The sequence below is a fragment of the Pseudomonas sp. BB438 genome, from assembly GCF_057180225.1.
The window spans coordinates 1442917-1465374 of sequence record NZ_CM170001.1 but is presented as its reverse complement, the minus strand read 5'-3'; the positions used below and the strand labels follow the sequence as shown (position 1 = coordinate 1465374).

Annotated in this window: 18 protein-coding genes and 1 pseudogene; 5 read left to right on the top strand and 14 right to left on the bottom strand. The window is 56.3% G+C overall.

The window, feature by feature from the left end:
* Positions 1-396: 396 nt before the first annotated feature.
* Positions 397-1653, top strand: coding sequence for a tyrosine-type recombinase/integrase (locus AC1ZV1_RS06895; protein WP_484296042.1), 1257 nt, complete (start codon positions 397-399; stop codon positions 1651-1653).
* A gap of 119 nt (positions 1654-1772) precedes the next feature.
* On the opposite strand, the gene AC1ZV1_RS06890 is transcribed toward AC1ZV1_RS06895, so the two are convergent.
* From AC1ZV1_RS06890 to AC1ZV1_RS06880, 3 genes are all read right to left on the bottom strand, one after another.
* Positions 1773-3155: a relaxase/mobilization nuclease domain-containing protein gene (locus tag AC1ZV1_RS06890; protein ID WP_484296041.1), complete on the bottom strand. Its 1383-nt coding sequence runs from the start codon at positions 3153-3155 to the stop codon at positions 1773-1775.
* Positions 3152-3448 carry a plasmid mobilization protein gene (locus AC1ZV1_RS06885; RefSeq protein ID WP_484296040.1) on the bottom strand — a complete coding sequence of 99 codons (297 nt, stop codon included), beginning with the start codon at positions 3446-3448 and terminating at the stop codon, positions 3152-3154. Before AC1ZV1_RS06885 ends, AC1ZV1_RS06890 begins: the two co-directional genes overlap by 4 nt.
* Before the next feature lie 764 nt (positions 3449-4212).
* Positions 4213-4509 carry a helix-turn-helix domain-containing protein gene (locus tag AC1ZV1_RS06880; protein ID WP_484297516.1) on the bottom strand — a complete coding sequence of 99 codons (297 nt, stop codon included), beginning with the start codon at positions 4507-4509 and terminating at the stop codon, positions 4213-4215.
* Between the two features lie 129 nt (positions 4510-4638).
* Between AC1ZV1_RS06880 and AC1ZV1_RS06875 the strand changes: the two genes are divergently transcribed.
* Entirely contained in the window at positions 4639-4965 is a 327-nt protein-coding gene (locus AC1ZV1_RS06875; protein WP_484296039.1) for a hypothetical protein, read from the top strand.
* Positions 4966-5360: 395 nt separating this feature from the next.
* Positions 5361-5522 (top strand): antitoxin VbhA family protein, encoded by a 162-nt coding sequence (locus tag AC1ZV1_RS06870; RefSeq protein WP_484296038.1) that lies wholly within the window; start codon positions 5361-5363, stop codon positions 5520-5522.
* A gap of 750 nt (positions 5523-6272) precedes the next feature.
* On the opposite strand, the gene AC1ZV1_RS06865 is transcribed toward AC1ZV1_RS06870, so the two are convergent.
* Complete coding sequence (locus AC1ZV1_RS06865) at positions 6273-6854, bottom strand: TetR/AcrR family transcriptional regulator (RefSeq protein WP_233299186.1); 582 nt, start codon at positions 6852-6854, stop codon at positions 6273-6275.
* Between the two features lie 87 nt (positions 6855-6941).
* On the opposite strand from AC1ZV1_RS06865, the gene AC1ZV1_RS06860 reads away from it, so the two are divergent.
* The gene (locus AC1ZV1_RS06860; protein ID WP_484296037.1) at positions 6942-7892 is read left to right on the top strand and encodes an alpha/beta hydrolase; all 951 of its coding nucleotides are present in this window, start codon (positions 6942-6944) and stop codon (positions 7890-7892) included.
* 296 nt (positions 7893-8188) lie between these two features.
* On the opposite strand, the pseudogene AC1ZV1_RS06855 reads toward AC1ZV1_RS06860, so the two are convergent.
* From AC1ZV1_RS06855 to AC1ZV1_RS06830, 6 genes and pseudogenes are all read right to left on the bottom strand, one after another.
* A pseudogene (locus AC1ZV1_RS06855) lies at positions 8189-9406 on the bottom strand (DHA2 family efflux MFS transporter permease subunit); the annotation flags it as partial.
* Between the two features lie 54 nt (positions 9407-9460).
* The gene (locus AC1ZV1_RS06850) at positions 9461-9745 is read right to left on the bottom strand and encodes a hypothetical protein (protein ID WP_484296036.1); all 285 of its coding nucleotides are present in this window, start codon (positions 9743-9745) and stop codon (positions 9461-9463) included.
* A 56-nt stretch (positions 9746-9801) separates the two neighbouring features.
* Positions 9802-10218 (bottom strand): hypothetical protein, encoded by a 417-nt coding sequence (locus tag AC1ZV1_RS06845; protein ID WP_233299189.1) that lies wholly within the window; start codon positions 10216-10218, stop codon positions 9802-9804.
* A gap of 39 nt (positions 10219-10257) precedes the next feature.
* Positions 10258-12750, bottom strand: coding sequence for an efflux RND transporter permease subunit (locus tag AC1ZV1_RS06840; RefSeq protein ID WP_484296035.1), 2493 nt, complete (start codon positions 12748-12750; stop codon positions 10258-10260).
* Positions 12751-12789: 39 nt separating this feature from the next.
* Positions 12790-13848 carry a WD40/YVTN/BNR-like repeat-containing protein gene (locus AC1ZV1_RS06835; protein ID WP_484296034.1) on the bottom strand — a complete coding sequence of 353 codons (1059 nt, stop codon included), beginning with the start codon at positions 13846-13848 and terminating at the stop codon, positions 12790-12792.
* 76 nt (positions 13849-13924) lie between these two features.
* On the bottom strand, positions 13925-15574 hold the full coding sequence (locus tag AC1ZV1_RS06830; protein ID WP_233299192.1) for a DUF1302 domain-containing protein: 1650 nt from the start codon (positions 15572-15574) through the stop codon (positions 13925-13927).
* 211 nt (positions 15575-15785) lie between these two features.
* Here AC1ZV1_RS06830 and AC1ZV1_RS06825 point away from each other — a divergent pair, with 211 nt between their 5' ends.
* Positions 15786-16556 (top strand): SDR family NAD(P)-dependent oxidoreductase, encoded by a 771-nt coding sequence (locus AC1ZV1_RS06825; RefSeq protein ID WP_233299193.1) that lies wholly within the window; start codon positions 15786-15788, stop codon positions 16554-16556.
* A 76-nt stretch (positions 16557-16632) separates the two neighbouring features.
* On the opposite strand, the gene AC1ZV1_RS06820 is transcribed toward AC1ZV1_RS06825, so the two are convergent.
* From AC1ZV1_RS06820 to AC1ZV1_RS06805, 4 genes are read right to left on the bottom strand one after another with little or no spacing between them, the layout of a single operon-like run.
* Positions 16633-17844: an acyl-CoA dehydrogenase family protein gene (locus AC1ZV1_RS06820; RefSeq protein WP_233299194.1), complete on the bottom strand. Its 1212-nt coding sequence runs from the start codon at positions 17842-17844 to the stop codon at positions 16633-16635.
* A gap of 22 nt (positions 17845-17866) precedes the next feature.
* The gene (locus AC1ZV1_RS06815) at positions 17867-18997 is read right to left on the bottom strand and encodes an acyl-CoA dehydrogenase family protein (protein WP_233299195.1); all 1131 of its coding nucleotides are present in this window, start codon (positions 18995-18997) and stop codon (positions 17867-17869) included.
* A 13-nt stretch (positions 18998-19010) separates the two neighbouring features.
* On the bottom strand, positions 19011-21161 hold the full coding sequence (locus AC1ZV1_RS06810) for a 3-hydroxyacyl-CoA dehydrogenase NAD-binding domain-containing protein (protein ID WP_233299196.1): 2151 nt from the start codon (positions 21159-21161) through the stop codon (positions 19011-19013).
* Positions 21162-21191: 30 nt separating this feature from the next.
* A complete protein-coding gene (locus tag AC1ZV1_RS06805; protein ID WP_233299197.1) occupies positions 21192-22400 on the bottom strand; it encodes an acetyl-CoA C-acetyltransferase in 1209 nt (402 codons plus the stop codon).
* Positions 22401-22458 lie beyond the last annotated feature (58 nt).

Here is a 22458-nt window from a genome sequence, read left to right as displayed (position 1 = left end):
AGGCCGCATGCACCTGGAAATCCTGCAGCGGCTCATCGTCATGCACGACCAAATGCGAGCCCCCTCCATCGTTGCTGTATTACGTAAAAAGCTCGCTGCCTTCGGTCACCGACAGACCTGAAGCGGGCTTTACTCTCCCAGTCAACGCTGGAGCAGGGGTGGTACCAACGATCCCACACCTGATCAAAGTGGCAGCGGCAAGAGAAATATTTTTAGATTATCTGGCCAAAAAAACCGATCTCTTAATAGTTTCGACGCCCGCTTGAGACCTGGAACTTTGCAAAAGTTGACAACTTGCCAATAACTCTTCAGAAGGACTCTCGCGAAAATTGGCTCTTGTCGATGAGGAGTTTTCTAAATACGATTCCCGGGTACCAATCATTGATGAAGATGCCTATGAGTGAAACCCAAGAGCTGCGCTTCAGTGTGATGCCAGGCGTGGATGTTTGCTGCCGAACGCCGGCGGGTGCCCCCTATGCGTTTGATCTGATCAAGGTCCTAGAGGCACCTATTCGACAGTTTCAACGGATGCAGTCGGCTCCTCTCCTAAGAGAGTTTGCGAGAGACTTTATTGAGTGTCATATACGAGAAAGCTCGCCCAGCGTCAAACATGCGGCTCAATTGCGCAGCAGAGTTTCCAGCTTGATAGAATTACTAACAGCAGTAGATCCCAATAGAAGCGTTAGTTCACTGGATGGCGCTGATGTAACGATGCTGCGCACCAAGCTGCACCAGCATCTGGAGCGTTACTCTGATGGGCAAGGCTCTACACTTGAGCGCTATTACTCCTTGTTTAACAACTTGGTGCGAGCAGCCAAGATGGGGGGATACGTTTCAGAGGACTTGGTGGTCGAATCCTCCTACGAGCGGCCGCTAGTGGATGTGACGCCTCCATTTAGTTTGTCAGATCTGCAGAAGCTGTTTGACGGCTACATCTATCAGGTGAATGGCGACGAAGGTAGGAAACCGTCGTGGGATCCGCAGCCGTTTAAGTTTTGGCTCGTCCCCCTCGGAGTGTTCTGTGGACTTAGGCTCAACGAAATTTGCCAGCTACAACTCAAAGATGTTCAGCCTGAAGAGGCTATGTGGATCATCCATGTAAACGATGATGGCAAACATCAGAGTATCAAAACCCCACATTCGCGCCGAAAAATCCCGGTTTCACAGTTACTGATCGATATGGGATTTCTAGAGTTTGTGGAGGAGAGGCGGAGCGAATGCGAAGGGAAAGAGAAAAATCAGTTATTTCCGGAATTATCGTTTAATGAGATGCATCTCTTCTCTCGTCAGGCCAGTCGATTCCTGATGGGGTATGCCCGCGTGGCTGGTTACCTGGATCGCAGTTGTGGGGTCGCGACCAGCGAGGGTGGATGGGGAGCACGCAGCCTTCGCCGCACGTTTGCTGAGCAGTTGCGGCAACGAAGCGTTTCGGCTGAGATCATTGCGGATTTACTGGGGCATGCAGATCCTACAGGTTTGGAGGTCACACGGCCCCACTATGCGGGTAAAACGCTGTTGGCGGCGAGAAAAGAAGTTCTCGAACTGCATCTGAACTACGGACTGGCACTGACTCATGTGCGCTGGTGCAACTATCGTGAATTTCGTCGAAGGGTAGGCAAGCGAAAAACCAGGGGCACTAATCGCTCTGGTTGACCTAACACCGCACGCGCAGGATGCGCGGTCCTTAGCCTCTCCCACCAAGCTCTATGCCTTTCTAAGAACTCCCTCTCTAAAGTGCCATCGCCATCCTAGGCGATATGAACCAATCTCTCTTAGCCTTCGAACTTATCATTGCTTCGCGTTGAGTGAGGCTTATGGCCGATCTCACTTTTTTCGACTCTATACGCCTCAGCTAATAGCCCCATAATCTCATCGCTGGTTGGCGTGAAGTTTGTAACAGCAAGCCCGGTCAGCGCGCACGCCAGCCATAACTTGGTCAATGCCTTCCTGTCTGAGGCACGAATTTCGACGCTGCTCCAGCCCTTATCCCTGGCAAGTTCGGCCATGGCTAAATATATGGTCTGATTCTGCCGACTGTTTGTAACAATCCTGTCTCCGCGATCTGAAAAAGCTGGCTTTGTGCAGCGCTTTTGATTTCGCCAATAGTAGTCCCTAGTACCGTCGCTAGAGCTTTCATACTTAAACCGCCTAAGAGCATTTGACCAATTCTTGTCAGGAAGTCCTAGCTTATGAATTTTGCTTTCAGCGTCCCCGGGTGTTTTCATATTTGACTGTTTTAACTCCAATTTTGACTCTACCGGCTTTAGTCGCTCCAATTCATCGACGATGTCTCTATGCCGGGTTTCGTCAAAATTCAACATTCTGCTCAACTTGCTCCATGACCACTCTCGATTGAGTTGACTACCTTTAAAAATAGGCCCCTTCGACATTTGGAATGAGATACCGGAAACTCGCCCACTTTGTGAGCGCGTTAGAATTATCGACAAACCGATCTTTCGGCATATCTGAATGAATTCTCGAAACTCAATATTGCCCCGTCCCAGTATCCTACCGAGATGAAATTTCACCTTTCTTTTTTCGCTTTGATCACCAGTCCGCTTTTCCATTTGAATAGAACCATGATCAAGTGCGATGTCGGCCACCACTTCGCCGCGAGATATCCGATTGGGTGTACGGTAAAGTTTGTACTTAATTTCTAGTTTCTCAGCTGCGCGCTCCCATAGACGATAGTCATGACGCGGGTTCCATATTTTCCCGTCTCCGCAAACGGTGGAGAACAACACATGGACGTGTAGATGCTGGGTGTCACCATGAACCACATAGAGCGCGAGTCGTTCACCTGGGGCAACATCGCCAACCAACTCCCTCGCAATTTCGATAGCTCGTGATGGGTCGACTGGATCCCTAGGAAAAGCTTTGCAGCCAGGGTAAAAACTAACGGTTACGCTCTGCGCAATCGATTTTGGCTCCTTTTTATTTACCCTATGCTGCGCTGTCCATTTTCGAGCCAGATCACTAAATATTTTGGCATAAGCTGTTGCGGAGCTACTTGAATTTGGAGGGAGCGCATAGGTGGCCGCAGCCAGTAACACGCGCTCACCATCAGAGGGTGGATTCCTTTTATCGGAGAGCAAATAATTTACAAGTTTCTGTGCAGAGCTGGCGTCAGCCACTTTTGAGGTTTCGACGATCATTGGAATGCCGCCCACAGAACCTCTAAGTAGTGCCAAATCCGAGCGAGGTCATCAGACGTAATTGAGTCCCCGCGGTTGGCGTGCCTAGTCAGCTGATTCAGGTTGTTGCCGATCCTAGATAACTCTTGGACAAGACTCGCAGGAGCGTGACTTTCTCTTCTAACGATAATTTCTTTGCCCAGCAAAACGCTACGCAGATAGTCGGAAAGACTCACTCCCTGCTCGGCAGCCAGGCGAATTAGTTCTCTTTTTTCCTCTTCCGAAACACGCACGTCAATTCTGAGATTTCTCATATATTTGCCTTTTTTATTATTCTTGTTATACGGCTGAGAACGCAGTGATTGGCCGTCGAGCGTTTTGACAGGACAAATGTACACACGTTAGTGGGTGCGGTTTGTCATGACAGAACCTTTGCTCGCCGGCCTTTTATTGTTAACAAAGAGGCAGGAGTGAATCAACATCCCAGGAATTGGCAAGATCTTTATTTTTACTATAATTTATCAGCAGGGCCAACGCAGATTAGATCCGCAACGCTTCCATACCAAAGAAAATTCACACTAAAAGCCTAGTCAATCGACCTCCGTTACCCTCCCGAAAATCATACGTACCGCGCCCTGCTAACGAGCTTACTCGCTGCAATAAACCTTCATACGAGATGTTGGAACTTCACCCTCCGCAATCGGGTCATCGGTAAACTCTCCATCTACAGTCTCGACCAAAAACGACGAGCCGCCCTGTGAGGAAAAGACTGCTTCATAGATATTGAGAACCTTTTTGCACTCTTGCTTAGTAGCTACACCATCGTGCGAGCAGAATAGGACATAAAGAGTGTGCCGACACCATACGGGGTCGGTAGCCAGATTAACTGCATCCACTAAAGATCTGACCAGATAGGTTCGCCAGATAATAGAGCGATCATCAATTGCTCGGAGTAGAAAGCTCCATCGAGACCCTTCTATTTCAACAATTCGATAGCAGGACCGATTGACTCCTCTATTGAAAATCGCCCCTCGGATCTCCGCATCGCGATCGCGAAACTCCTCCAACACGCTAAAGCTCATGGTTCATCCCCCTCGGATTTACGACGAGACGCCCTCCTTGGTAGGCGTTCGTCCTGCAGCTGCCGCCCGACGTCATCTCCTTGGGCCCACAGATCAATGTCCCCAGCCAGCCCTAGCACCTCTAGCACTCGTGCATAGCTCCCCAATGCAACACCTGGATCTCCACGCTCAATTTTGTTGAGCGTCTCCCGGGAAATTCCCGCGTTGTCGGCGACAACCACCATGGAAAGGTCCCGTCTCAGGCGCGCTAGACGGATCCGCTCGCCAAATCCCAGTAGCAGACGCTCCAGCATTGGGTACAGATTGGGGCGTTCACGACCCATTGATTATTCCCCTCAAAATGTGCACTTAATGACTATAGTATTTGGCATTAATCACTGCAAGCCCCTATCATCAAGGTCGTTACAGGAGAGCTAGCCACCATGTCCCCCACCCCTTATCCACCAGAGGTCGTCTCTGCATTGAAGGAATGGCAAGAGGAGGAGGCACCTACCGCGTTTCTCGTCGACGTCGCCATCGTGTTCGGCTACCTCGTCGGCATTGTGTATGGCGATGTTCACAGCCGATTCCTAGACGGGCGCCGGATAGCTACCTCTACCGTAATCAGCTTTGGAGTCCAATTTGGTTATCTAGTGGCATACACGCTATCAGGGAGTCGCTATGCGGTTGTCACCTACCGACAAGAGCAATCGCCTCTATTTGAGGCCTGTCTGCGAAATCTAACTGATGATTACGACAAGACAATCTAGTCAATTAATTAACTTTCTCAGGCTTATATAAAGAGCCCTACATATATCAGAAAAATTCTGACCGTAATGATCTGGGTACGTCTGGGCGCAACGAACCCTGCACATATACCTAAGGAAATTTGAGGCGCTGGATAGTCGACACTGATGGGTGCGAGTTGGACGTTGGATATCAGCGCCACGAGGAGGAAAGAACTAAATCTATAATGTTGAGAATTACGAATTAACTCTTTGTGAGCCTTTTTCGAGCGCTCGAACATCTGCGCCTTCAGCGAGCGATTCAATGCACACTGACCACGGCGAGGAAAATCTAAAAGCTTGTGATCGCATTGCGAGTGAGCCGGACGACTAATAAAATTATAATTAACATAAAACGAGATCAGAATATAGAGCATGCTATGACCTCAGCGAGACTCTCCGGCATCAGGCCTAGCAAGAAATTCCTAGAACTGGCCGATCAATATCGACGCGGCGACATTTCCGCTGCTGAATTAGTCCTACAGACGAAAAAACAACATGAGTATTCGATTGGGCAGCAGGACCAATCGTTCCCAGCATGACTGCACTACTCATGTGGTTTTCCACATCCAAAATCTGATATTGATCATGGATCGTTTAGCAAAGGCGAACCATAGCAAAATAATCTTCAGTACTCGCCGCTTTTTTTCCGGGGTTGCACGGTAGCAACCGCGTAGCCTACGTAATCTGGATTTTCGAGGCTCTCGCCGCCAACCAACTCTACGACCATGGACCTCTGCCCACCTATGCGATGACTTCATCGTGGTGTGGTGAGGCATTTCTGGCCGGTAGAAGATTGCTGTTGGCTAGCCACTAGGCACTGGTACGGCAGCATAGAGGCCGTGAGTCTGCGTATTGAGAGAGCATCACTCATCTTACTAGCAAATCTCTTCTGCATCTGATAATTGCAAACGTGACTACGACATAATACGCAAGACTCCTGACGAGCTCATATCGGCGCTAAAAAACTGCGAAAATAAAATGCACCTGCAGGCTCGGCAAGTTCAAGCGCATCACCACTTCGCCGTAAATAACTCACCAAAAGTAGCACTCTGATCGCATATAACATTATATGACGAAGACGATATTATTGAAGTGCAATGCCATAAAGCATCTTGGCGCTGCCAGTGATATACGTACCAAAACCGCCAGCCCCTTTCACTGCGACATTCAGCGCCAGCGTGTTCGCTTGAAACGATCCTGAGAGGGCGAAGGCTGCATAAACGCTACGGGAACATCAAAAACTCGACCAATCTTGGGCTTGACCGTGACGGACCAAGATGTCGCTCACCTCATCCGCAGTCAACTTGGTCCTGCAGGGCCTTAGCAAGCCACTCCCGCGTGCTGTAGACGTCCGCCACAGAGCGGTCTGGAATAGGAAGCAGCAACTGGTAGGTCAAGTATCCGCTGGACAACATCGTAATGCGCACCGCGCGCTCGCAAGCGTCTCGTCCGCGCAGCCACCGTGCCAGAGGCGCAGTCACACGCGCTGTCAGCCGTTTCAAAACAACGGTACGCGCTACGGTGTCAGACGTAGCCAGCAACATCATAGCTAGTGGATTGCGCGAATCTTCCGACGCATCCGTAAGTAGCTGTGCGAGCCGTTCGCCAAATGCATTGCGGTCACCTGCAATCAGGCGTTCGATATCCAAGCTTTCCATGAGCGCGGCGTCGAACAGGCCCTCCTTGCTCCCGAAATAGCGAACTATGAGGGCGACGTTGATTCCAGCATCTGAAGCAATTTGCCGTACCGTCGCCTGCGCATATCCGTGAACTGAAAAAGCGCGGCATGCAGCTCGCAGGATGTCTGCACGTGTCCGGTCAGCATTGCGCGAACGCGGTAAGGGGGGCGAAGGAGCATGATCGGGCGGCATCGGCATACTATACGTAAACAGCTGTTGACTTGCGACCCCTCTGAGCACATCATATGTAAACACATGTTTACTAAAGAGCGAGTTCCTATGCCTCCCTTACTGATTCGCTTTGACGTCACCAACGCGCTATCGGCGGAAGTCTCCGCAGGACAGCGCCTCTATGTCAGCGCCTGGCTCTTCATGCCAGCACATTTACCTAGCCGTCCGACCATTTCGGCGTGGCTGAACGGCGGCACCTATGACAAGCGTTACTTCCATGCCGAGATTCCCGGATACCCGGGCTATAGCATGGCTGAGCACCTGGCCGCGCGCGGTCACATTGTCGTGCTACCTGACCACCTGGGTATCGGCGACAGTTCGCGGGCTCCGCGCCAGATGGCCGTGACGCGACAGGTAGCAGCGAAGGCCAACCACGATGCAATGACACAATTGTTTGAGCATCTGCGCGAGGGCACATTGCATCCGTCGATCCCTGCGATACCACAGTTCGTCAAGCTGGGCGGGGGCCATTCAATGGGCGGCATGCAGACGATCACTCAACAGGCGGCCCACCGTACCTACGACCGCATTGCAGTGCTGGGTTACACGGCAGTCGGCGTACATCTCACATTGGGTGGGCAGCTACACAGTGCAGACCCCGGACCGCTGGACTTAAGCAAGCCCGACTACCCGGTGATGGACCGGGGTCACCTGCGTAGCACGTTCCATTGGGACGATGTGCCTGAGGCCGTGCTCACCGCCGACGACGCACTCCTAGTTCCTGTTCCCTACGTTTTGTCGACGCAAGCGATTACCACCGGAATCGTAAGTGAGGATGCTAGAAACATCGACGTGCCGATTTACCAGTGCCTGGGCGAGCGCGATGTGTCCCCCGATCCCTGGGCCGAAGCGGCGCACTTCCGCGCCTGCTACGACTATACTTTGCACGTTCTACCGAAGAGCGGTCATTGCCAGAACTTCGCATCCACGCGTACGGAAATGTGGGATCGAATCTATACTTGGAATGAAAGTCTTAATGCATCGAATGGGACAGCGTGACACGCTGCTGTGTTACCAAGCCCCACTTCAAATGCAAAGTTGAAAATGAACGATTGCTCGGAATCTGCTAGGAGAAGGTCGGCAAGTGAATGTAAAGCCGAATCGCCTATAGCGACTAGGGATCGTCCGAAACACGCCTTCGGCCACCACATCTGATAGCTGCCCTGTAGAGAGCCATGATCATGGTTCGCCCTTAGCAAGACGAACTATGATCCACTTCCGCGCGTGGTGACAGCGCAATGCCGCGTGGCGGTGGGAGATGGCAAGGAGATCGGCCAAGACTTCGGCAAGACCTCCAGCGTACGCAGAAAAGTCGCCAGTCCCGAGCCGTCGGCTATTTCATCGGCTGGCAGTTCGGAGAGCAGGATGCTCAGAACCGGAATCATGAAAAACGCCACACCAAGCCCCATGATCAGTTGCACCATCGCTATGTGCGGATAGTCGATGTCACTGGTGAACTGTGACCTCAAGAAGCTGGTAGTCGCCATGACCATGAACGCTAGGCTTGCCAGCACTCGCAAATCGAAACTCTGCGCATAACGCCTCACGAAAGGCGAAAGCAGCATGGGGAACAAACCAATCGGCGCGGCTGCAAGCCCAGCCCAGGTCGCGGTATAGCCCATCTGTGCCTGCAGCCACTGGGGCAGTAACAGGTTAATGCTGAAGAAGCCGGCATAACCAACCACCATCACCAGCGTACCGACAGTGAAGTTGCGGTAAGCGAACAGGCGCAGGTTCACCACAGGGTGCTGGTTGGTCAGCTCCCAAATGACGAAGGCGGCCAGGGCAATGAGGGCCAAGGCGCTTCCGGCGATGATGAGTCCTGACTCAAACCAATCCAGATTGTTGCCCTTGTCGAGGACAATCTGCAAAGCCCCCACTCCAATCACCAGCAGGAGCAAGCCGGTGTAGTCCATGGGCGAATGCTTCAATTGGACTGGCCGCTTGCGCAGTTGCTGATACACCACCAGGCAAGCGAACAATCCGATGGGCAGGTTGATGAAGAAGCTCCACGGCCAGCTATAGCTGTCAGTTATCCAGCCTCCGAGGATCGGCCCGGCAATCGGTGCCACCACCGTCACTATGCCGAGCAGAGATAGCGCCATGCCGCGCCTGGCTGGGGGATAGATGGAAATCAACAAGGTCTGCGTAATGGGGTACAACGGGCCTGCAACGGATCCCTGCAAAGCACGAAAAACCACCAGCAAATTCATAGAACGGGCCAAGCCACAGAGCAGTGATGCCAGCATGAAAAGCCCAATGGCCGTGAGGAACAATCTCACTTCGCCGAACTTGCGGCTCATCCAGCCGGTCAGCGGTAGAGCGATAGCGTTGCTGACGGCAAAGGATGTAATGACCCAGGTGCCTTGCTCCTCGCTGGCACCCAGGTTGCCCGAAATAGTGGGTAACACGACATTGGCGATGGTCGTGTCTAGAACCTGCATGAACGTCGCGAGCGACAGAGCAATGGTGGCGAGAACCAGGCTCGGCGGGGTAAAGCTGGACTCACTCATTCAAGGGGCCAGCCACAAAGAAGGACATTGATGAATCGGAGGTATCCCTGAAGCTCAGTGCAAGCTTTCAGCCCGGCTGTTCAGCGTAGAGGCTGCTCTGGCTAGGTAGCGATTTACTCCTGCCGAGATCCAACGACCGTTCGGGCTAAGCTGGTCACGCCGAACGAATTGATAGTCCCGCTGCACGGTTGCCAGGTCAGGAAGTTGGCTGGAAATTCCAGCAAGGCGCTCGACGATGGATGCATCCAACTGCGCCATAGTGCGGTCATCGAGAATCCAGATGTCAGCCCCCAGGTTGGCGAAAGAGGCAATCTCATAGGAAAGCAGTAGGCGCTCCATTTCATAGCTCACTGCACGTAGCGTGGCCGCCTGGGTAGCCGTTTCCAACAGTTGATTCAGAAGGCCGTCAAGCTGCGCCTGCAATTCGACGACACGAGGCAACCAAGGCGCATAGGGCAAGGACACAGAACGCACCTCGGCAGCTGACTGAGGCAGATGACTAAGCTCCTGTACAGCCTGAGCCAGTTGCTCTGCGCATAAGTGGACAGCCCCGGGAAGTCGCGTCCTGTCAGGGCTAGCAAGCGCTCCAGGCTCTGCTCACCGTCCCTGGAGTTGTCCTGCTGATAGGGTGAGCCATTCAGGTTGTAGTAGAGCAACGCATTGATCACCACCGAGTAGCCCAGTGAGCGGATCTCTTGCACCTCGGCATTACGATCCGCGAACGCGCTGCCCGCCTGTACGGCCTGCGCGCCGATCAACAGGCATCCAAAGACCAGCAGCCGGCGGATACCGAACGAGTATTTGCTTTCCACTGATGCCTCTCCCCGAAATCCCAGCTCCGAGTCACCTGCTCAGCCGGCCATCCGGGTTTTGTGAGGCTCAGTGCAGGCTGCAGACACGCTTTCGGCGCATAGTTCCTCGCTCCCCAGCCCCACTTCCACTGCCTTCGACTGACCGATATTTCCCAACAGGAAGTGCGACAAGGCCGGGATTAGCACCAGCGCCCCTAGCATGTTCCAGAGGAACATGAAGGTCAGGAGGATGCCCATGTCGGCTTGGAACTTGATAGGCGACCAAGCCCAGGTCAGTACTCCGGCAGCCATTGTCAGCCCAATCAAGGCCACCACGCGGCCAGTGAAATGCAAGGACTTCAGATAAGCCTCGCGCAGCGGGTAGCCGTTTCGCTGCAGCATCAACTGGATACTCAACAGGTACAACGCGTAGTCCACCCCCACTCCCACGCCCAGCGCGATCACCGGCAGGGTCGCTACCTTGACGCCCATGCCCAACCAGACCATCAGCGCTTCACAGAGCACCGAGGTCAGCATCAGAGGGATCAGCGCTACGAGAGTTGCCCGCCAGGAGCGGAAGGTGATCAGGCACAGGATGGTCACCGCACCGTACAGCAGAAAGTGCATGTGCCAGAACGAGCGCTCTACCACGATATTTGTAACTGCCTCGATTCCTGCGGAGCCAGCCGCCGGAAGGAAACGGATGGATTCGCTATTATGCCCGGCAGCATAACGTTCGGCCGCTCCGAGCACCGCCGCCAGAGTATCGGCCTTGTGATCTCCCAGGTAGGCGATGACCGGAGTAACCGAACACTCGAGATTGGTAGATGCAGGATCAGCGACGGTGGCCGCCGAAACGGCAGAGTCGGTGATGCGCTGGTCTCGACTAATGGTGAACCATTTGCCATTGCCCTCGAACATGCCCGAGGTCACAAGGCGGATTGTATCCGCCAACGACTGAGTAGATTGAACACCCGGAATCTGGCGCAAAGCCCAACCCAAGCGCTCCATCTCCAACAGGTTGTCGTGAGTGCGGCAGCCTTCGGCATCAGTCTTGACGATGACCACAAACTGGTCGCTCGAGAGACCAAAATGCTGGTTGATGAATGCCATGTCGCGGTTGTAACGCGAGTCGGTGCGTAGCTCAGGCGCGCCGGCGTCGAGGTCGCCAATTTTCAGATGCACGCGAACAAGCATCGCGACCATGGCCAAGCAAATGGCCGCGGAGATCGCAAGGAGCGCACGGCGGCGACCAGTGAAACCTGCCAGGAAAACCCACAGCATGCCGGTGGAGTGGCCATTGCTTTCTGCTCGGTCCTTGCGCAGGGCAATCTCGGCTGCCTTGCGGCTCACGCCGATGTAAGAGAGCACCACCGGGATGAGGATCAGCTTGGTGAAGATGAGTACGGTCACCCCTAGACTGGTGGTAATGGCCAAGTCACGAATCACCGGAATGTCGATGGCCATTAGCACGGCAAAGCCAATGATATTCACCAGCAACGCCGTCAGCCCGGTATGGAAGAGCCTACGGAAGGTATAACGCGCGGCCACATAGCGGTGGGTACCGTGGCCAATGTCCTGAAGGATGCCGTTCATCTTCTGGGCGCCATGAGATAGACCAATGGCAAAGATCAGGAATGGTCCGAGGATTGAATAAGGATCGAGGTAGAAACCGCAAATCTGCAGTGCACCCAACATCCAGAGCACGCCCAACAGAGAAATCGACACCAGCATCAGGGTACTGCGCAGGCAGCGGGTGTAGGCGTAAACGAACAGCGCGGCGATTAGGGTCGAAAGCGCGAAGAACTTGAGGATATCCCTGAGCCCGGCAATGAGGTCGCCCGTTAGCTTGGCGAACCCGACGATGTGGATCTTGATCTTGTCGGTTTCCAGGGAGCGCAGCTGACCTTCCAGAGCCTGGGAATAGGCCACATAGTCCAGTGGTTGACCGGTGTCAGCGATGCGATCGAGCAACGGCACTACGACCATGCTCGACTTCAGATCATTGGAAATCAGCGACCCGACCAGGCCGGCACGCGCGACGTTGTAGCGTAGCGTGGCAATACTCTTGGCATCGCCCTTGTAGTCCGCTGGCATCACCGGGCCACCGGCGATTCCATCCTCGGTGATTTCTCGCCAACGAACGATCGGCAGCCAAAGGGAGCGCATCCAGGCGCGATCAGAGCCCGGGATCAGGTAGACGCGATCATTCACCTGGCGCAGAACTTCTAGATAGGCCGGGTCGAAGATGTCGCCGCTGCGGTTCTCTACTGCCACGCGAATACTGTTGCCGAGACCGGGAAGGTCCGCTTTTTTTGCCAGGTAGTTTTGAATATACGGATGGGAAACCGGGATCACTCGCTCGAAGCTGGCATTGAGCTGCAGGCGATAGGCGTGGTAGCCAAAAAAGAGACTGGTGACCAGGCAAAAAAGCAGAACGAGGGCTCTGTTATTGAATACCAACCGCTCCAGGCGGCCGCCACTGAGGATGTCGAAGTCCTTGGGATCAGCGACGACGGGAAAGACATGCTGCTCGTGTTTGCCTGACTTCACGCGGAGATACCTCTGAATCGGAAAAAGGACGGGCGCGGATTACTTCAACGACTGTTGGCGGACCCCAAATGGCCCGGCCAGCGCCAGACGCCCGCTGGAAAACGAGATCAACGCATTACTAGGGACACGCCCGGGTTCACCAATGACCCGCAGGGTCGCCGAAGCAGTATCGGTCTGCAGCAGGTTGCCGGATTGATCGAGCAGCAGCGCGGAACCGTCGGTGAGCCAGATGGCATCGACGAGGCTGACGCCACTAGCAGGATTCTGTAGTGACTCCCAGTGCTGCCCGGCATCCATACTACGAAACGCGTTGCCCCGTAGGCCAAACGCCAGCAGCTCATCCCCCTTCACCAGCACTCCGAAGTAGCTGCCCTTATAAGGCGAGGAGATCGCCTCGAAAATACCGCTAGAGCGATCCAGGCGCAGCAGCAGTCCAAGCTCTCCGGACAAGTAGACACCGTTCGCATCACCACTGACGGAATAAATGTGGTAGTCGCGGGGATTGTCTGCATGCTCGAACCAGGGCTCCCAAGTCTTGCCCCCGTCGTTGGTATGCAGCAACAGGTTGAAGGCTCCAACCGCAAATCCTTCGTTGCGATCACGGAACCACACGTCGAGGAAGGTGAAGGCTGGCGCAGCAGCCTCCGACTGCTCGAGAATATGCTGTGCCTCCGCCTTGGCGCGGGCATCGAGCACAGGGTTGGCATAGTGCTTCTTGATCAGTTCGACGAGCTGGCGGCCGTCCAGCTGGCGCTGCCAAGTACTGCCCGCGTCGTCGCTATGCAGAATGACCCCGTCATGGCCCACGACCCAGCCATGGGTATCATCGGGGAAGGAAATCGCTACCAGGTCCGTGCTGACTGGTACTGACGCCTGGCTCCAACTGGCACCGCCGTCATCGGAAAAAAGGATATGCCCCATCTCGCCAACGGCCACCAGGCGCTGACCAGCATGGGCTAGCCCAACAAGATTGGAACGAGCCGCCAGGGCAGACTGAACCGAGGGAGCGTCCAGCGGATCGACATACGCCTTCGTGGATGCCGCAAACACGGGCAAGCTCATGGACAGACACAGGCAGAACAGCAAGCGAAGCCCCATTGGCGTTCTCCATCTTTCTTCTTGTTAACTCAGGCGCATCCAATGCATGGCTGCGCCTGAGGGAGCATCTGACAAATCAGAAACCGGTCTTGAATGTCAGTGCCAACCAACCACGATCAGTCAGGCCAACCAGACTGGGGTTGTTGCCCCCCACCACCGCACCATCGCTGTATTTGGTATGGGCAGTTTGGTCGGAATAACGGAGGCTCACCTCGGTGTTGGTCTCGTAAGTCGCAGTGAGGCCGACTGACCAAGTGCTTGCCCCCTGATTACCACCCCCAGACGCAGCATTACCGTATACGCCATAGTTAACGGTGATAGGCAGAGACAGATCGATGCTGGGATAGATCGAGAGCCATTGCGGAGTGAAGTTCGCCGCGATACCAACAAAGTCCTTGGTGGCACAACCGTCCCACTTGTCACGCCCATCGCAATCGGCGTAATCCTCACCGGTGAAGACATCCTTGTTGTGGGTGACCTTATCCAAACGACTGTAAGCCACTTCAGCCATGAACACGCCGGTGTCATACATTGGGGTGCTGGGCAGTAGCCAGAGCGAGTTGGCTACCAAGTGCCAGGTATTACCGATTGCAGGTTTGCCGTCAGCACCAGCAGTCTCGGTATAGAGCTGCGTACCGTCACGGTAGGAAAGATCCACACCGACAGCTGCTGTGCCCACTTGCTTGGTGAAGCTGGCGCCATAGAGCTTGGTGTTTTCCACGTAGACGAAGCGATAGCCCGCCGGCAGGGGCGAGCCACCAGCGCCAGGAACAATCTGGAGGCCTGCCGGATTGTAATCATCGAACTGACGGTAGTAGAGGCCCACAGTGGCATCGATGGCGTCAACAGCGTAGCGCGCCGCCAGCCCCCAATTGCCGCTGTTGTCCGGCTCTTTCTCTTTCAGGTGGGCCAGGTCGAAGCCAGGTGCCACAGGGAAACGATCCGGGCCGGCAACACCAAAGTCGGTATTACCAAAGTAGGTTCCACCCTCTGGTGCACGGGTCGGCGACCATTCGTAGAAGTATTGGGCTGCCAGTGACAGGTTACTGGTGACTTGCGCCTGAGCCGACACCTGCCCCAAAGGCAAGAACAGTTCTTTGGTTTCCGTTCCCGGGTTGGCAACCGCCTTGCGGCCATCGATTGGTGCCTGCGAATAGGAAATCGCATGTCCTGGGAAAAGCAGACCCTCGCCCCAAAAGACTGTGTGCCGCCCAGCACGGACGTTGACTGGAACGTCGCCCAAGTCGAATCGATTGAATACGAAGGCGTCAAGAATCTCCCCGGACGGCCCACGGTAATACCGCTCGGTCGTGTGCGAGTAGTTATTGTGGTCATAGCTGGAATCGTAAGGGCTCCCCGACCAGGTTTTGACGTCGTCGTCCTTATAGGCGTTGTCGTACCAACTCGCCGCACTGACTCGGAAGCCCATGCGTCGTTGGTAGCTCATGTCCAACTCGGTCAACAGGTCGACACGATTTTGGACTAGGTCGCCCTTGTCGAACTTCAGGTCCGACTCATCATAGTGACTATTGCGATAGATGCGACTGTCCGGACTCTCCATCCGCCACCCCAGGGTGTAACGCACCGTGTTGTCAAAACGCAGGTCGACATCAGGGTTCCCGGTATCGATGGAGAACGCCCAGGCAGGTGAAACAAGCCCTAGCACCGAAGCGAACGTGATGGCCCTAGCGACCTTCTGCGACGCAGTCGGGAGTGAATGCTGCATATGAACCTCGCTTTGTTGTTGTTATCGGAGGAGTCAGGCGCCCGCAAGCGCACTGATCACTTCGCACCACCATTAATCGTATATACTATTATCATGATTGAGATGATTGCAAGATGTTTCAAGCGCCGATTTCGCCCCCACGAATCCCATCGCCGCAATCATCACAATCGTGAACATGATTAAGACAACAAAACAAAGGTGAGAGTCTCCTATGCATGGCCCATCGTTCGACCTGACAGACCGCGTTGCACTGATAACGGGAGCCTCTAGCGGCCTCGGTCGTCACTTCGCTAGTACGCTTGCCAAGGCAGGTGCTAGCGTTGCTCTATGCGCACGACGTGAGGACCGACTGCAGCAGCAGGTTGCTTTGCTGAGAGAGCAAGGCATTCGAGCATTGGCCGTCACCATGGATGTGTGCGACGCAAACTCAGTAAGGGCAGCAGTGCAGAGAATCCAAGATGAGCTTGGAATCGTCGATGTATTGGTGAACAACGCCGGGATCGCTACCACCGAATTCTTCCTGGACCAGGAAGAGTCGAGCTGGGACGCCGTACTGGATACCAATCTCAAAGGCGCTTGGCTGGTGGCCCGTGAAGTCGCCCGACGCCTGGCGGATAGCGGTCGCCCCGGGAGCATTGTGAATATCGCCTCAATCCTGGGTGAGCGGGTCGCTGGAGCCTCTTCCGCGTATGCCACTTCTAAGGCTGCCCTCATCCAACTGAGCAAGGCGATGGCTTTGGAGCTGGCACGCAAGAACATACGGGTCAATGCACTCGCTCCCGGATACGTGGCGACCGAGCTAAATAGCGAGTTCCTCATCAGCGAAGCCGGTCAGCGCCTGATGGCACGTGTGCCGCAACGCCGCTTCGCGGCCATGGAAGAGCTGGACGGTCCCCTGCTGCTGCTCACATCACAGGCCGGAAGCTATATTACCGGTGCTGTACTGGCGGTGGATGGCGGGCACCTGGTTAGCTCGCTCTGACGCCACGGGCACGCCCACCTCAATGCACCGCGACCCCTCGCAAAGAAAAACCCCGGCGTCGCGCCGGGGTTTCGACTCAGGCTCTGCCAATCTGGTTGAAAGGGATGTCGCGGTCGTTGCGCTCTTCTTGTGGCAGGCCCAGCACTCGCTCGGCAATCACATTGCGCAACACTTCGTCGGTGCCCCCCGCAATTCGTAAGCCCGCCGACCACAGGTACCAGGTCTTGAACATTCGTGCAGGCGAATCCTCGCGATCGGACAGCCCCTGATCCTCCAGCAACTCCAGGGCATAGGCGCACATATCCTGAAGCGTCTTTGCCATGACCAGCTTTCCGATCGACGCCTCGGGTCCAGGCACTTGCCCACGAGATACCGCAGTGGTCGATCTCAAACGCGTCAAGGCCATACCTTCGTCGGCGACGTAGAAACGCGCCAGCGCCTCAGCTATGGCCGAGTTCTCCAGACTGCTGCCCTGCGACTCGACGGCCAGGCGGACCAGCGCCCGAGCATCAGGCGACTGCGCGGGACGCCCACCCACGGCAAGACGCTCGAACATCAGGGTCGTCAACGAGACCTTCCACCCCTCCCCCACAGCTCCGAGGCGCTGGCTGTCCGGAATGCGCACATCGGTAAAGAACACTTCGTTGAATTCAGCGTCACCGAGCAGGGTTCGGATCGGCCGGACCTCGACACCGGGTGAGCGCATGTCCACGTAGAACATGGTCAGTCCTTTGTGCTTGGGCACACTGGGGTCGGTACGCAACAAGATGATTCCGTAGTCCGCTTCGTGTGCGTAGGAAGTCCAGATCTTCTGTCCATTCACCACCCAATCGTCACCGTCACGAACTGCGCGAGCACGTACACCGGCCAAGTCAGAACCAGCTGCAGGCTCGGAGAACAATTGACACCAAAGCTCCTCGCCACGAATCGCCGGCGCCACGAAGCGCTCGGCAACCCCCGATCCTCCGTGGGTGAATAGGGTCGGCAGGCACATGCCAACCCCCACCTGGAACGGAACATTGGGGAGTCGATAGTGCTCCTCTTCCTGGTGGAAGATGATGTGTTGAATGGGCGTACCACCCTGCCCGCCCACAGCCTTGGGCCACATGATGCCGATGTAGCCTGCTTCTGCCTTGCAAGCCTGCCAGGCACGCGCCAGCGCCATGAACTCATCGTCCGGCAAGCTTAAGCCAGAGGAGGGCGTCTCGTGTCGCGGAGCATGCTCAGCCAACCAGGTACGCACCTGGCTTCGATAGCGGGCTTCATCCGGGGTATCTTCGAAATCCATCAGTACGAATCTCCGGCCATTTTCAGGATGGGATAGCAGGTGCGACCTGCCGGGCCAGTTCGCCGACCAAGCGTCGCGACCAACGTTGACGGCCGCCAAGGTTGGCGGCCAGCAATCGCGCACGGCGATAGAACAGCTGGCAATCGCTTTCCCAGGTGAATCCGATCCCACCATGCAGTTCGACACCTTCTTCGGCGGCGAAATTGAACGCGTCGCTGGCAGCCAACCGGGCACCGGCTGCGGCCAGCGGCAGTTCCGCGGCCTGGTGCGAAAGCGCCCAGGCGCCGAAATAGGCATGACTGCGAGCGAGTTGGTTCTTCACGTAAATGTCAGCCAATTTATGCTTGACCGCCTGGTAGCTGGCCACCACCCGGCCGAATGCCTGGCGTGTGCGGGTGTATTCCACAGCCATAGCAAGGGCAGCCTCCGCACCACCGAGTTGCTCGAAGGCACCGAGCACGGCGGCCACATCCATCAATCGCACGGCCATCTCAGACCCGGCCCCCGGTTGACCCAGGCGGATTATCTCGGCGTTATCGAACGTCAATCGTGCGTGCTTACGTAGACGGTCCACCGCGACTTCAGGGAGACGCTCGACACCCGGCTGGGCCAGGGGTACCAAATACCAACCGAATCCGTCACCATCCTCTGGTGCGCGTGCCGAAACTACAGCTACGTCCGCCACCAGCCCATCAGCCACCGGTACCTTACAACCCGTTAGCCGACCACCTACTACTTGCGCCTGCGGGATGTCACTCCAGCTTTTTCCAGCGCCTTCTTCGGCGAATGCCACGGTTGCGATGATCTCGCCAGCAGCTAGCCGTGGTAGCCACTCAGCAGCGCGATTGGGGTCGTCAGCCAACTTGATCGCCTCACTGGCTTGAAGCACCGAGGAGACGAAAGGAACCGGCAATAAGGATGAGCCGAACTCTTCGGCCAAGACGCACAACTCCAGATAGCCGAGGCCAATTCCACCGTGCTCTTCGGCAATCGCTGTGGCGGTCCACCCCATGTCCACAACCGACTGCCATAGGCCGCGGTCATAGAGAGTCTCGCCGTCAACCACTCGGCGTCGGCTCTCACGATTCTCACTTAGAAAACGCCGAGCCTGCCGGCGAATCTCTTCCTGCTCTTCAGAAAAATCGAAATTCATCGCTCGCTCCCGCTCAACCCTGCAATGGGTAGAAGCGCATGCCCTCGGCTGCACGCGCCTTCAGCCAGGGGCTCGGCTGCCAACGCGGGCCAAAGCGCTTGGCAAAGCCTTCGCAAGCCTCGACGAAACGTTGGATACCCAGCGTATCGATCAGCGAGAACACCCCTCCGGTGTAACTCGGATAGCCGATGCCCAGAAGAGCGCCTACATCACCCTCTGCCGGATCGGTGATCACACCCGCCTCGAAGGCTCGAGCAGCTTCCAGTGCCTGGATGTACAGCATGCGCTGCTTAACTTCCTCGACATCAGGCTGCGGCGCCTGCGGCGGATAGACGTCAGCCATGCCTGACCAGACCTGCCGCTTGCCCTCTGGATAGTCATAGAAGCCCTGACCATAGCGCCGACCACGGCGCCCCAGGTCCTCAACAAATCGCTTCTGCACGGCGTAGCTCACCGGCTCCTCCCAGGACTGACCAAGATCCTCGCGGTCCTGATTGGCAGCATGCAGGCCAATCTCGATGGTCACCTCATCGATCAGCTGCAGCGGCCCTACCGGGAACCCCGCCAGACGCGCAGCATTGTCGATCAGTGCCGGTTTGATACCCTCGGCAAGCATGCCCATGCTTTCCTGCAGGTAGCGGCTGATCACTCGGGTGGTGAAAAAGCCGCGGGCGTCATTGACGATGATCGGCGTCTTGCGCAGACGCTTGATGAAGTCCAAGGCGTGGGCCAGGGTTCGCTCGCCGGTCTTGCCGCCCTTGATGACCTCTACCAGGCTCATGCGATCCACAGGCGAGAAGAAATGCAAGCCAATGAAGCGCTGAGGGTGCTGCAGCGGTTCGGCCAGCCCGGTGATCGGCAGCGAAGAGGTATTGGAGGCTATGATGGCGCCCGGGTCGAGCACCTCTTCCAGACGCTTGAATACTTCAGCTTTGACTTCACGGCTCTCGAATACCGCCTCAATCACCAGTTCGCAACCGGCGAGGTCGGCATAATCTCCGCTGGTATTGATTCGTCCGAGAATCGCATTGGCCTTCTCCTGAGCCATGCGCCCCTTGGAGACCAATTTGGCGAAGGACTCTGCCAGGCGCTGCTTGCCATTGGCAGCCTGCTCGGCACTGGCATCGAGCATCACCACAGCGAACCCGGCAAGAGCGGCGACGTGAGCTACACCCGCCCCCATCAGGCCGGCGCCAACCACTCCAACGCGGGTCTGGTTGGCCGTGTCTATGCCGTGCGGGCGGCGAGCGAGCTTGTCCAGCTCACCCTTATTGACGAACAGTGTACGCATCATGTTACGTGCAACCGGGTCCATCAGCAGCTTGGCGAACTGACAGGATTCGATGTGCAGAGCCGCGTCCATCGGCACCGCAGTGCCATGAGCCACGGCGCTCAGCAGAGCGATGGGCGCGGGATAGTTGCGGTTGGTTTCCCGTGCCAAGCTAGTGGCGGTGAGATTGAAGGTAGCCCCCGGCTCCGGTCCCATGAAACCTGCGCCACCAGGCACCGAATAGCCCTTTCGATCCCACGGCTGAGTAGCGTCTTCGACTTCCAAGGCAAGCGTTTCCGCCACCTGCAGCAGCTCTTCAGTAGCAGCCAGGCGATCCACCAGCCCCAGCTCCACCGCTTTCTGCGGCGCCAGCCTTTGACCCTTCAACAGCAGAGGCAGTGCCTTGGCTATGCCAATCAGGCGCGGCACACGCTGAGTACCACCAGCGCCGGGGATAAGCCCCAGGGTCACCTCCGGTAGAGCAAGTACAATCCTCGGATCATCGGCCACAACCCGCCGATGGCAGGCCAGCGCCAACTCCAGGCCACCCCCCATTGCAGCACCATTGATTGCTGCTACAAACACCTTGCCACTGGTTTCCATTCGCCGCAGCAGCGGCTTGAACTGGTTGGCCACAGCCAATGCCTGCTCGGCATCCAGCCCTTGGTCGAACAAGGTCATCATCTGCTTGAGATCGCCACCGGCCATGAAATCGGCCTTCAGCGAGGAAATGACTGCCGCCTTGACATTGGAGTCATCCACCACGCGATCGATGGCACTGGCCAGTTCATCGCGGAACTGCACGGACATTACATTCGCCGAGCTGCCGGGAATGTCCATGAGGATGAGCGCGACACCCTTGTCGCTGACGCTGTATTTGAGCGTTTCGTACATATCGCTTTGCCTCGTTGTTCTGGTTGGCGCTCAGAGTCGCTCGATGATGGTCGCAGTACCCATGCCGATGCCCACGCAGAGGGTCACCAGGGCGGTACTCTTGCCGGTGCGCTCCAGCTCATCCAGCACAGTCCCCAGCAACATGGCGCCAGTAGCGCCCAGAGGGTGCCCCATAGCAATGGCACCGCCGTTGACGTTGATCCGCTCATGCGGCACGTCAAGCACACGCATGTACTCCAACACCACCGAGGCGAAGGCTTCGTTGAGTTCGAACAGGTCGATGTCGCTTGCCTGCATACCGGCATTACGCAGCGCCTTGAGGCTGGCAGGGGCCGGGCCGGTCAGCATGATGGTCGGTTCCGAGCCAACCGAAGCGAAGCTGCGGATGCGCGCACGCGGCTTGATACCCAGGCGCTCGCCGATTTCACGATTGCCTACCAGCACCCCAGCCGCACCATCGACGATGCCGCTAGAGTTACCAGCAGTGTGCACATGCATGATGCTGTCCACTTCCGGATAGCGCTGAATGGCGATGGAGTCGTAACCACCCAGCTCACCCATTTGTGCAAATGCAGGATCTAGCTTGGCAAGAGTTTCCAGGGTGGTATCGGCGCGAATGTGCTCATCTTGGATCAAAAGCGGCAGGCCAAGGGCATCGACCACCGGAATTACCGAGCGAGCGAAGCGTCCTTCGGACCAGGCCCGAACGGCACGTTGCTGGCTCGCCACGGCATAGGCATCGACATCTCGACGGCTGAAACCGGAACGGGTGGCAATGAGGTCCGCGCCAATTCCCTGCGGAGCGAAATAGGTTTCATAGGAAACCTGAGGATCACGAGCCCAGCAACCACCTGCGGAGCCCATGGGCACCCGCGACATGGACTCTACCCCACCACCAATGACCAGCGACGACTGACCGCTCATAATCTGCGCCGCGGCGTTGTTCACCGCCTCCAGACCTGAGGAACAGAAGCGATCCAGCTGTAAACCGGGGACGCCCTGGTCATAACCTGCCACTAGCGCCGCCGGGCGGGCGATATCCGCGCCTTGCTCTCCCACTGGGGTAACTACACCCAGCACCACGTCATCCACCAGCGCAGTATCCAGCTGATTACGATCTCGCAGGGCACGCAGCACCTGAGCAGCTAGCTCTACCGGACGCACCGCGTGCAGGCCACCATTACTGCGCCCCTTGCCGCGAGGGGTTCGAACATGATCATAGATGTATGCTTCGGCCATGCTGGCTCCTCGTCTTGTTCTGCTTGTTCGGGCGGCCATCGTTGCAGGTCGCTTGACG

Bases quoted from the DNA above. Each gene is read 5' to 3' on its own strand.
- AC1ZV1_RS06895 (WP_484296042.1), top strand. From the start codon at position 397: ATGAGTGAAACCCAAGAGCTGCGCTTCAGTGTGATGCCAGGCGTGGAT.
- AC1ZV1_RS06890 (WP_484296041.1), bottom strand. From the start codon at position 3,155: ATGATCGTCGAAACCTCAAAAGTGGCTGACGCCAGCTCTGCACAGAAA.
- AC1ZV1_RS06885 (WP_484296040.1), bottom strand. From the start codon at position 3,448: ATGAGAAATCTCAGAATTGACGTGCGTGTTTCGGAAGAGGAAAAAAGA.
- AC1ZV1_RS06880 (WP_484297516.1), bottom strand. From the start codon at position 4,509: ATGCTGGAGCGTCTGCTACTGGGATTTGGCGAGCGGATCCGTCTAGCG.
- AC1ZV1_RS06875 (WP_484296039.1), top strand. From the start codon at position 4,639: ATGTCCCCCACCCCTTATCCACCAGAGGTCGTCTCTGCATTGAAGGAA.
- AC1ZV1_RS06870 (WP_484296038.1), top strand. From the start codon at position 5,361: ATGACCTCAGCGAGACTCTCCGGCATCAGGCCTAGCAAGAAATTCCTA.
- AC1ZV1_RS06865 (WP_233299186.1), bottom strand. From the start codon at position 6,854: ATGCCGCCCGATCATGCTCCTTCGCCCCCCTTACCGCGTTCGCGCAAT.
- AC1ZV1_RS06860 (WP_484296037.1), top strand. From the start codon at position 6,942: ATGCCTCCCTTACTGATTCGCTTTGACGTCACCAACGCGCTATCGGCG.
- AC1ZV1_RS06850 (WP_484296036.1), bottom strand. From the start codon at position 9,745: ATGGAGCGCCTACTGCTTTCCTATGAGATTGCCTCTTTCGCCAACCTG.
- AC1ZV1_RS06835 (WP_484296034.1), bottom strand. From the start codon at position 13,848: ATGGGGCTTCGCTTGCTGTTCTGCCTGTGTCTGTCCATGAGCTTGCCC.
- AC1ZV1_RS06830 (WP_233299192.1), bottom strand. From the start codon at position 15,574: ATGCAGCATTCACTCCCGACTGCGTCGCAGAAGGTCGCTAGGGCCATC.
- AC1ZV1_RS06825 (WP_233299193.1), top strand. From the start codon at position 15,786: ATGCATGGCCCATCGTTCGACCTGACAGACCGCGTTGCACTGATAACG.
- AC1ZV1_RS06820 (WP_233299194.1), bottom strand. From the start codon at position 17,844: ATGGATTTCGAAGATACCCCGGATGAAGCCCGCTATCGAAGCCAGGTG.
- AC1ZV1_RS06815 (WP_233299195.1), bottom strand. From the start codon at position 18,997: ATGAATTTCGATTTTTCTGAAGAGCAGGAAGAGATTCGCCGGCAGGCT.
- AC1ZV1_RS06810 (WP_233299196.1), bottom strand. From the start codon at position 21,161: ATGTACGAAACGCTCAAATACAGCGTCAGCGACAAGGGTGTCGCGCTC.
- AC1ZV1_RS06805 (WP_233299197.1), bottom strand. From the start codon at position 22,400: ATGGCCGAAGCATACATCTATGATCATGTTCGAACCCCTCGCGGCAAG.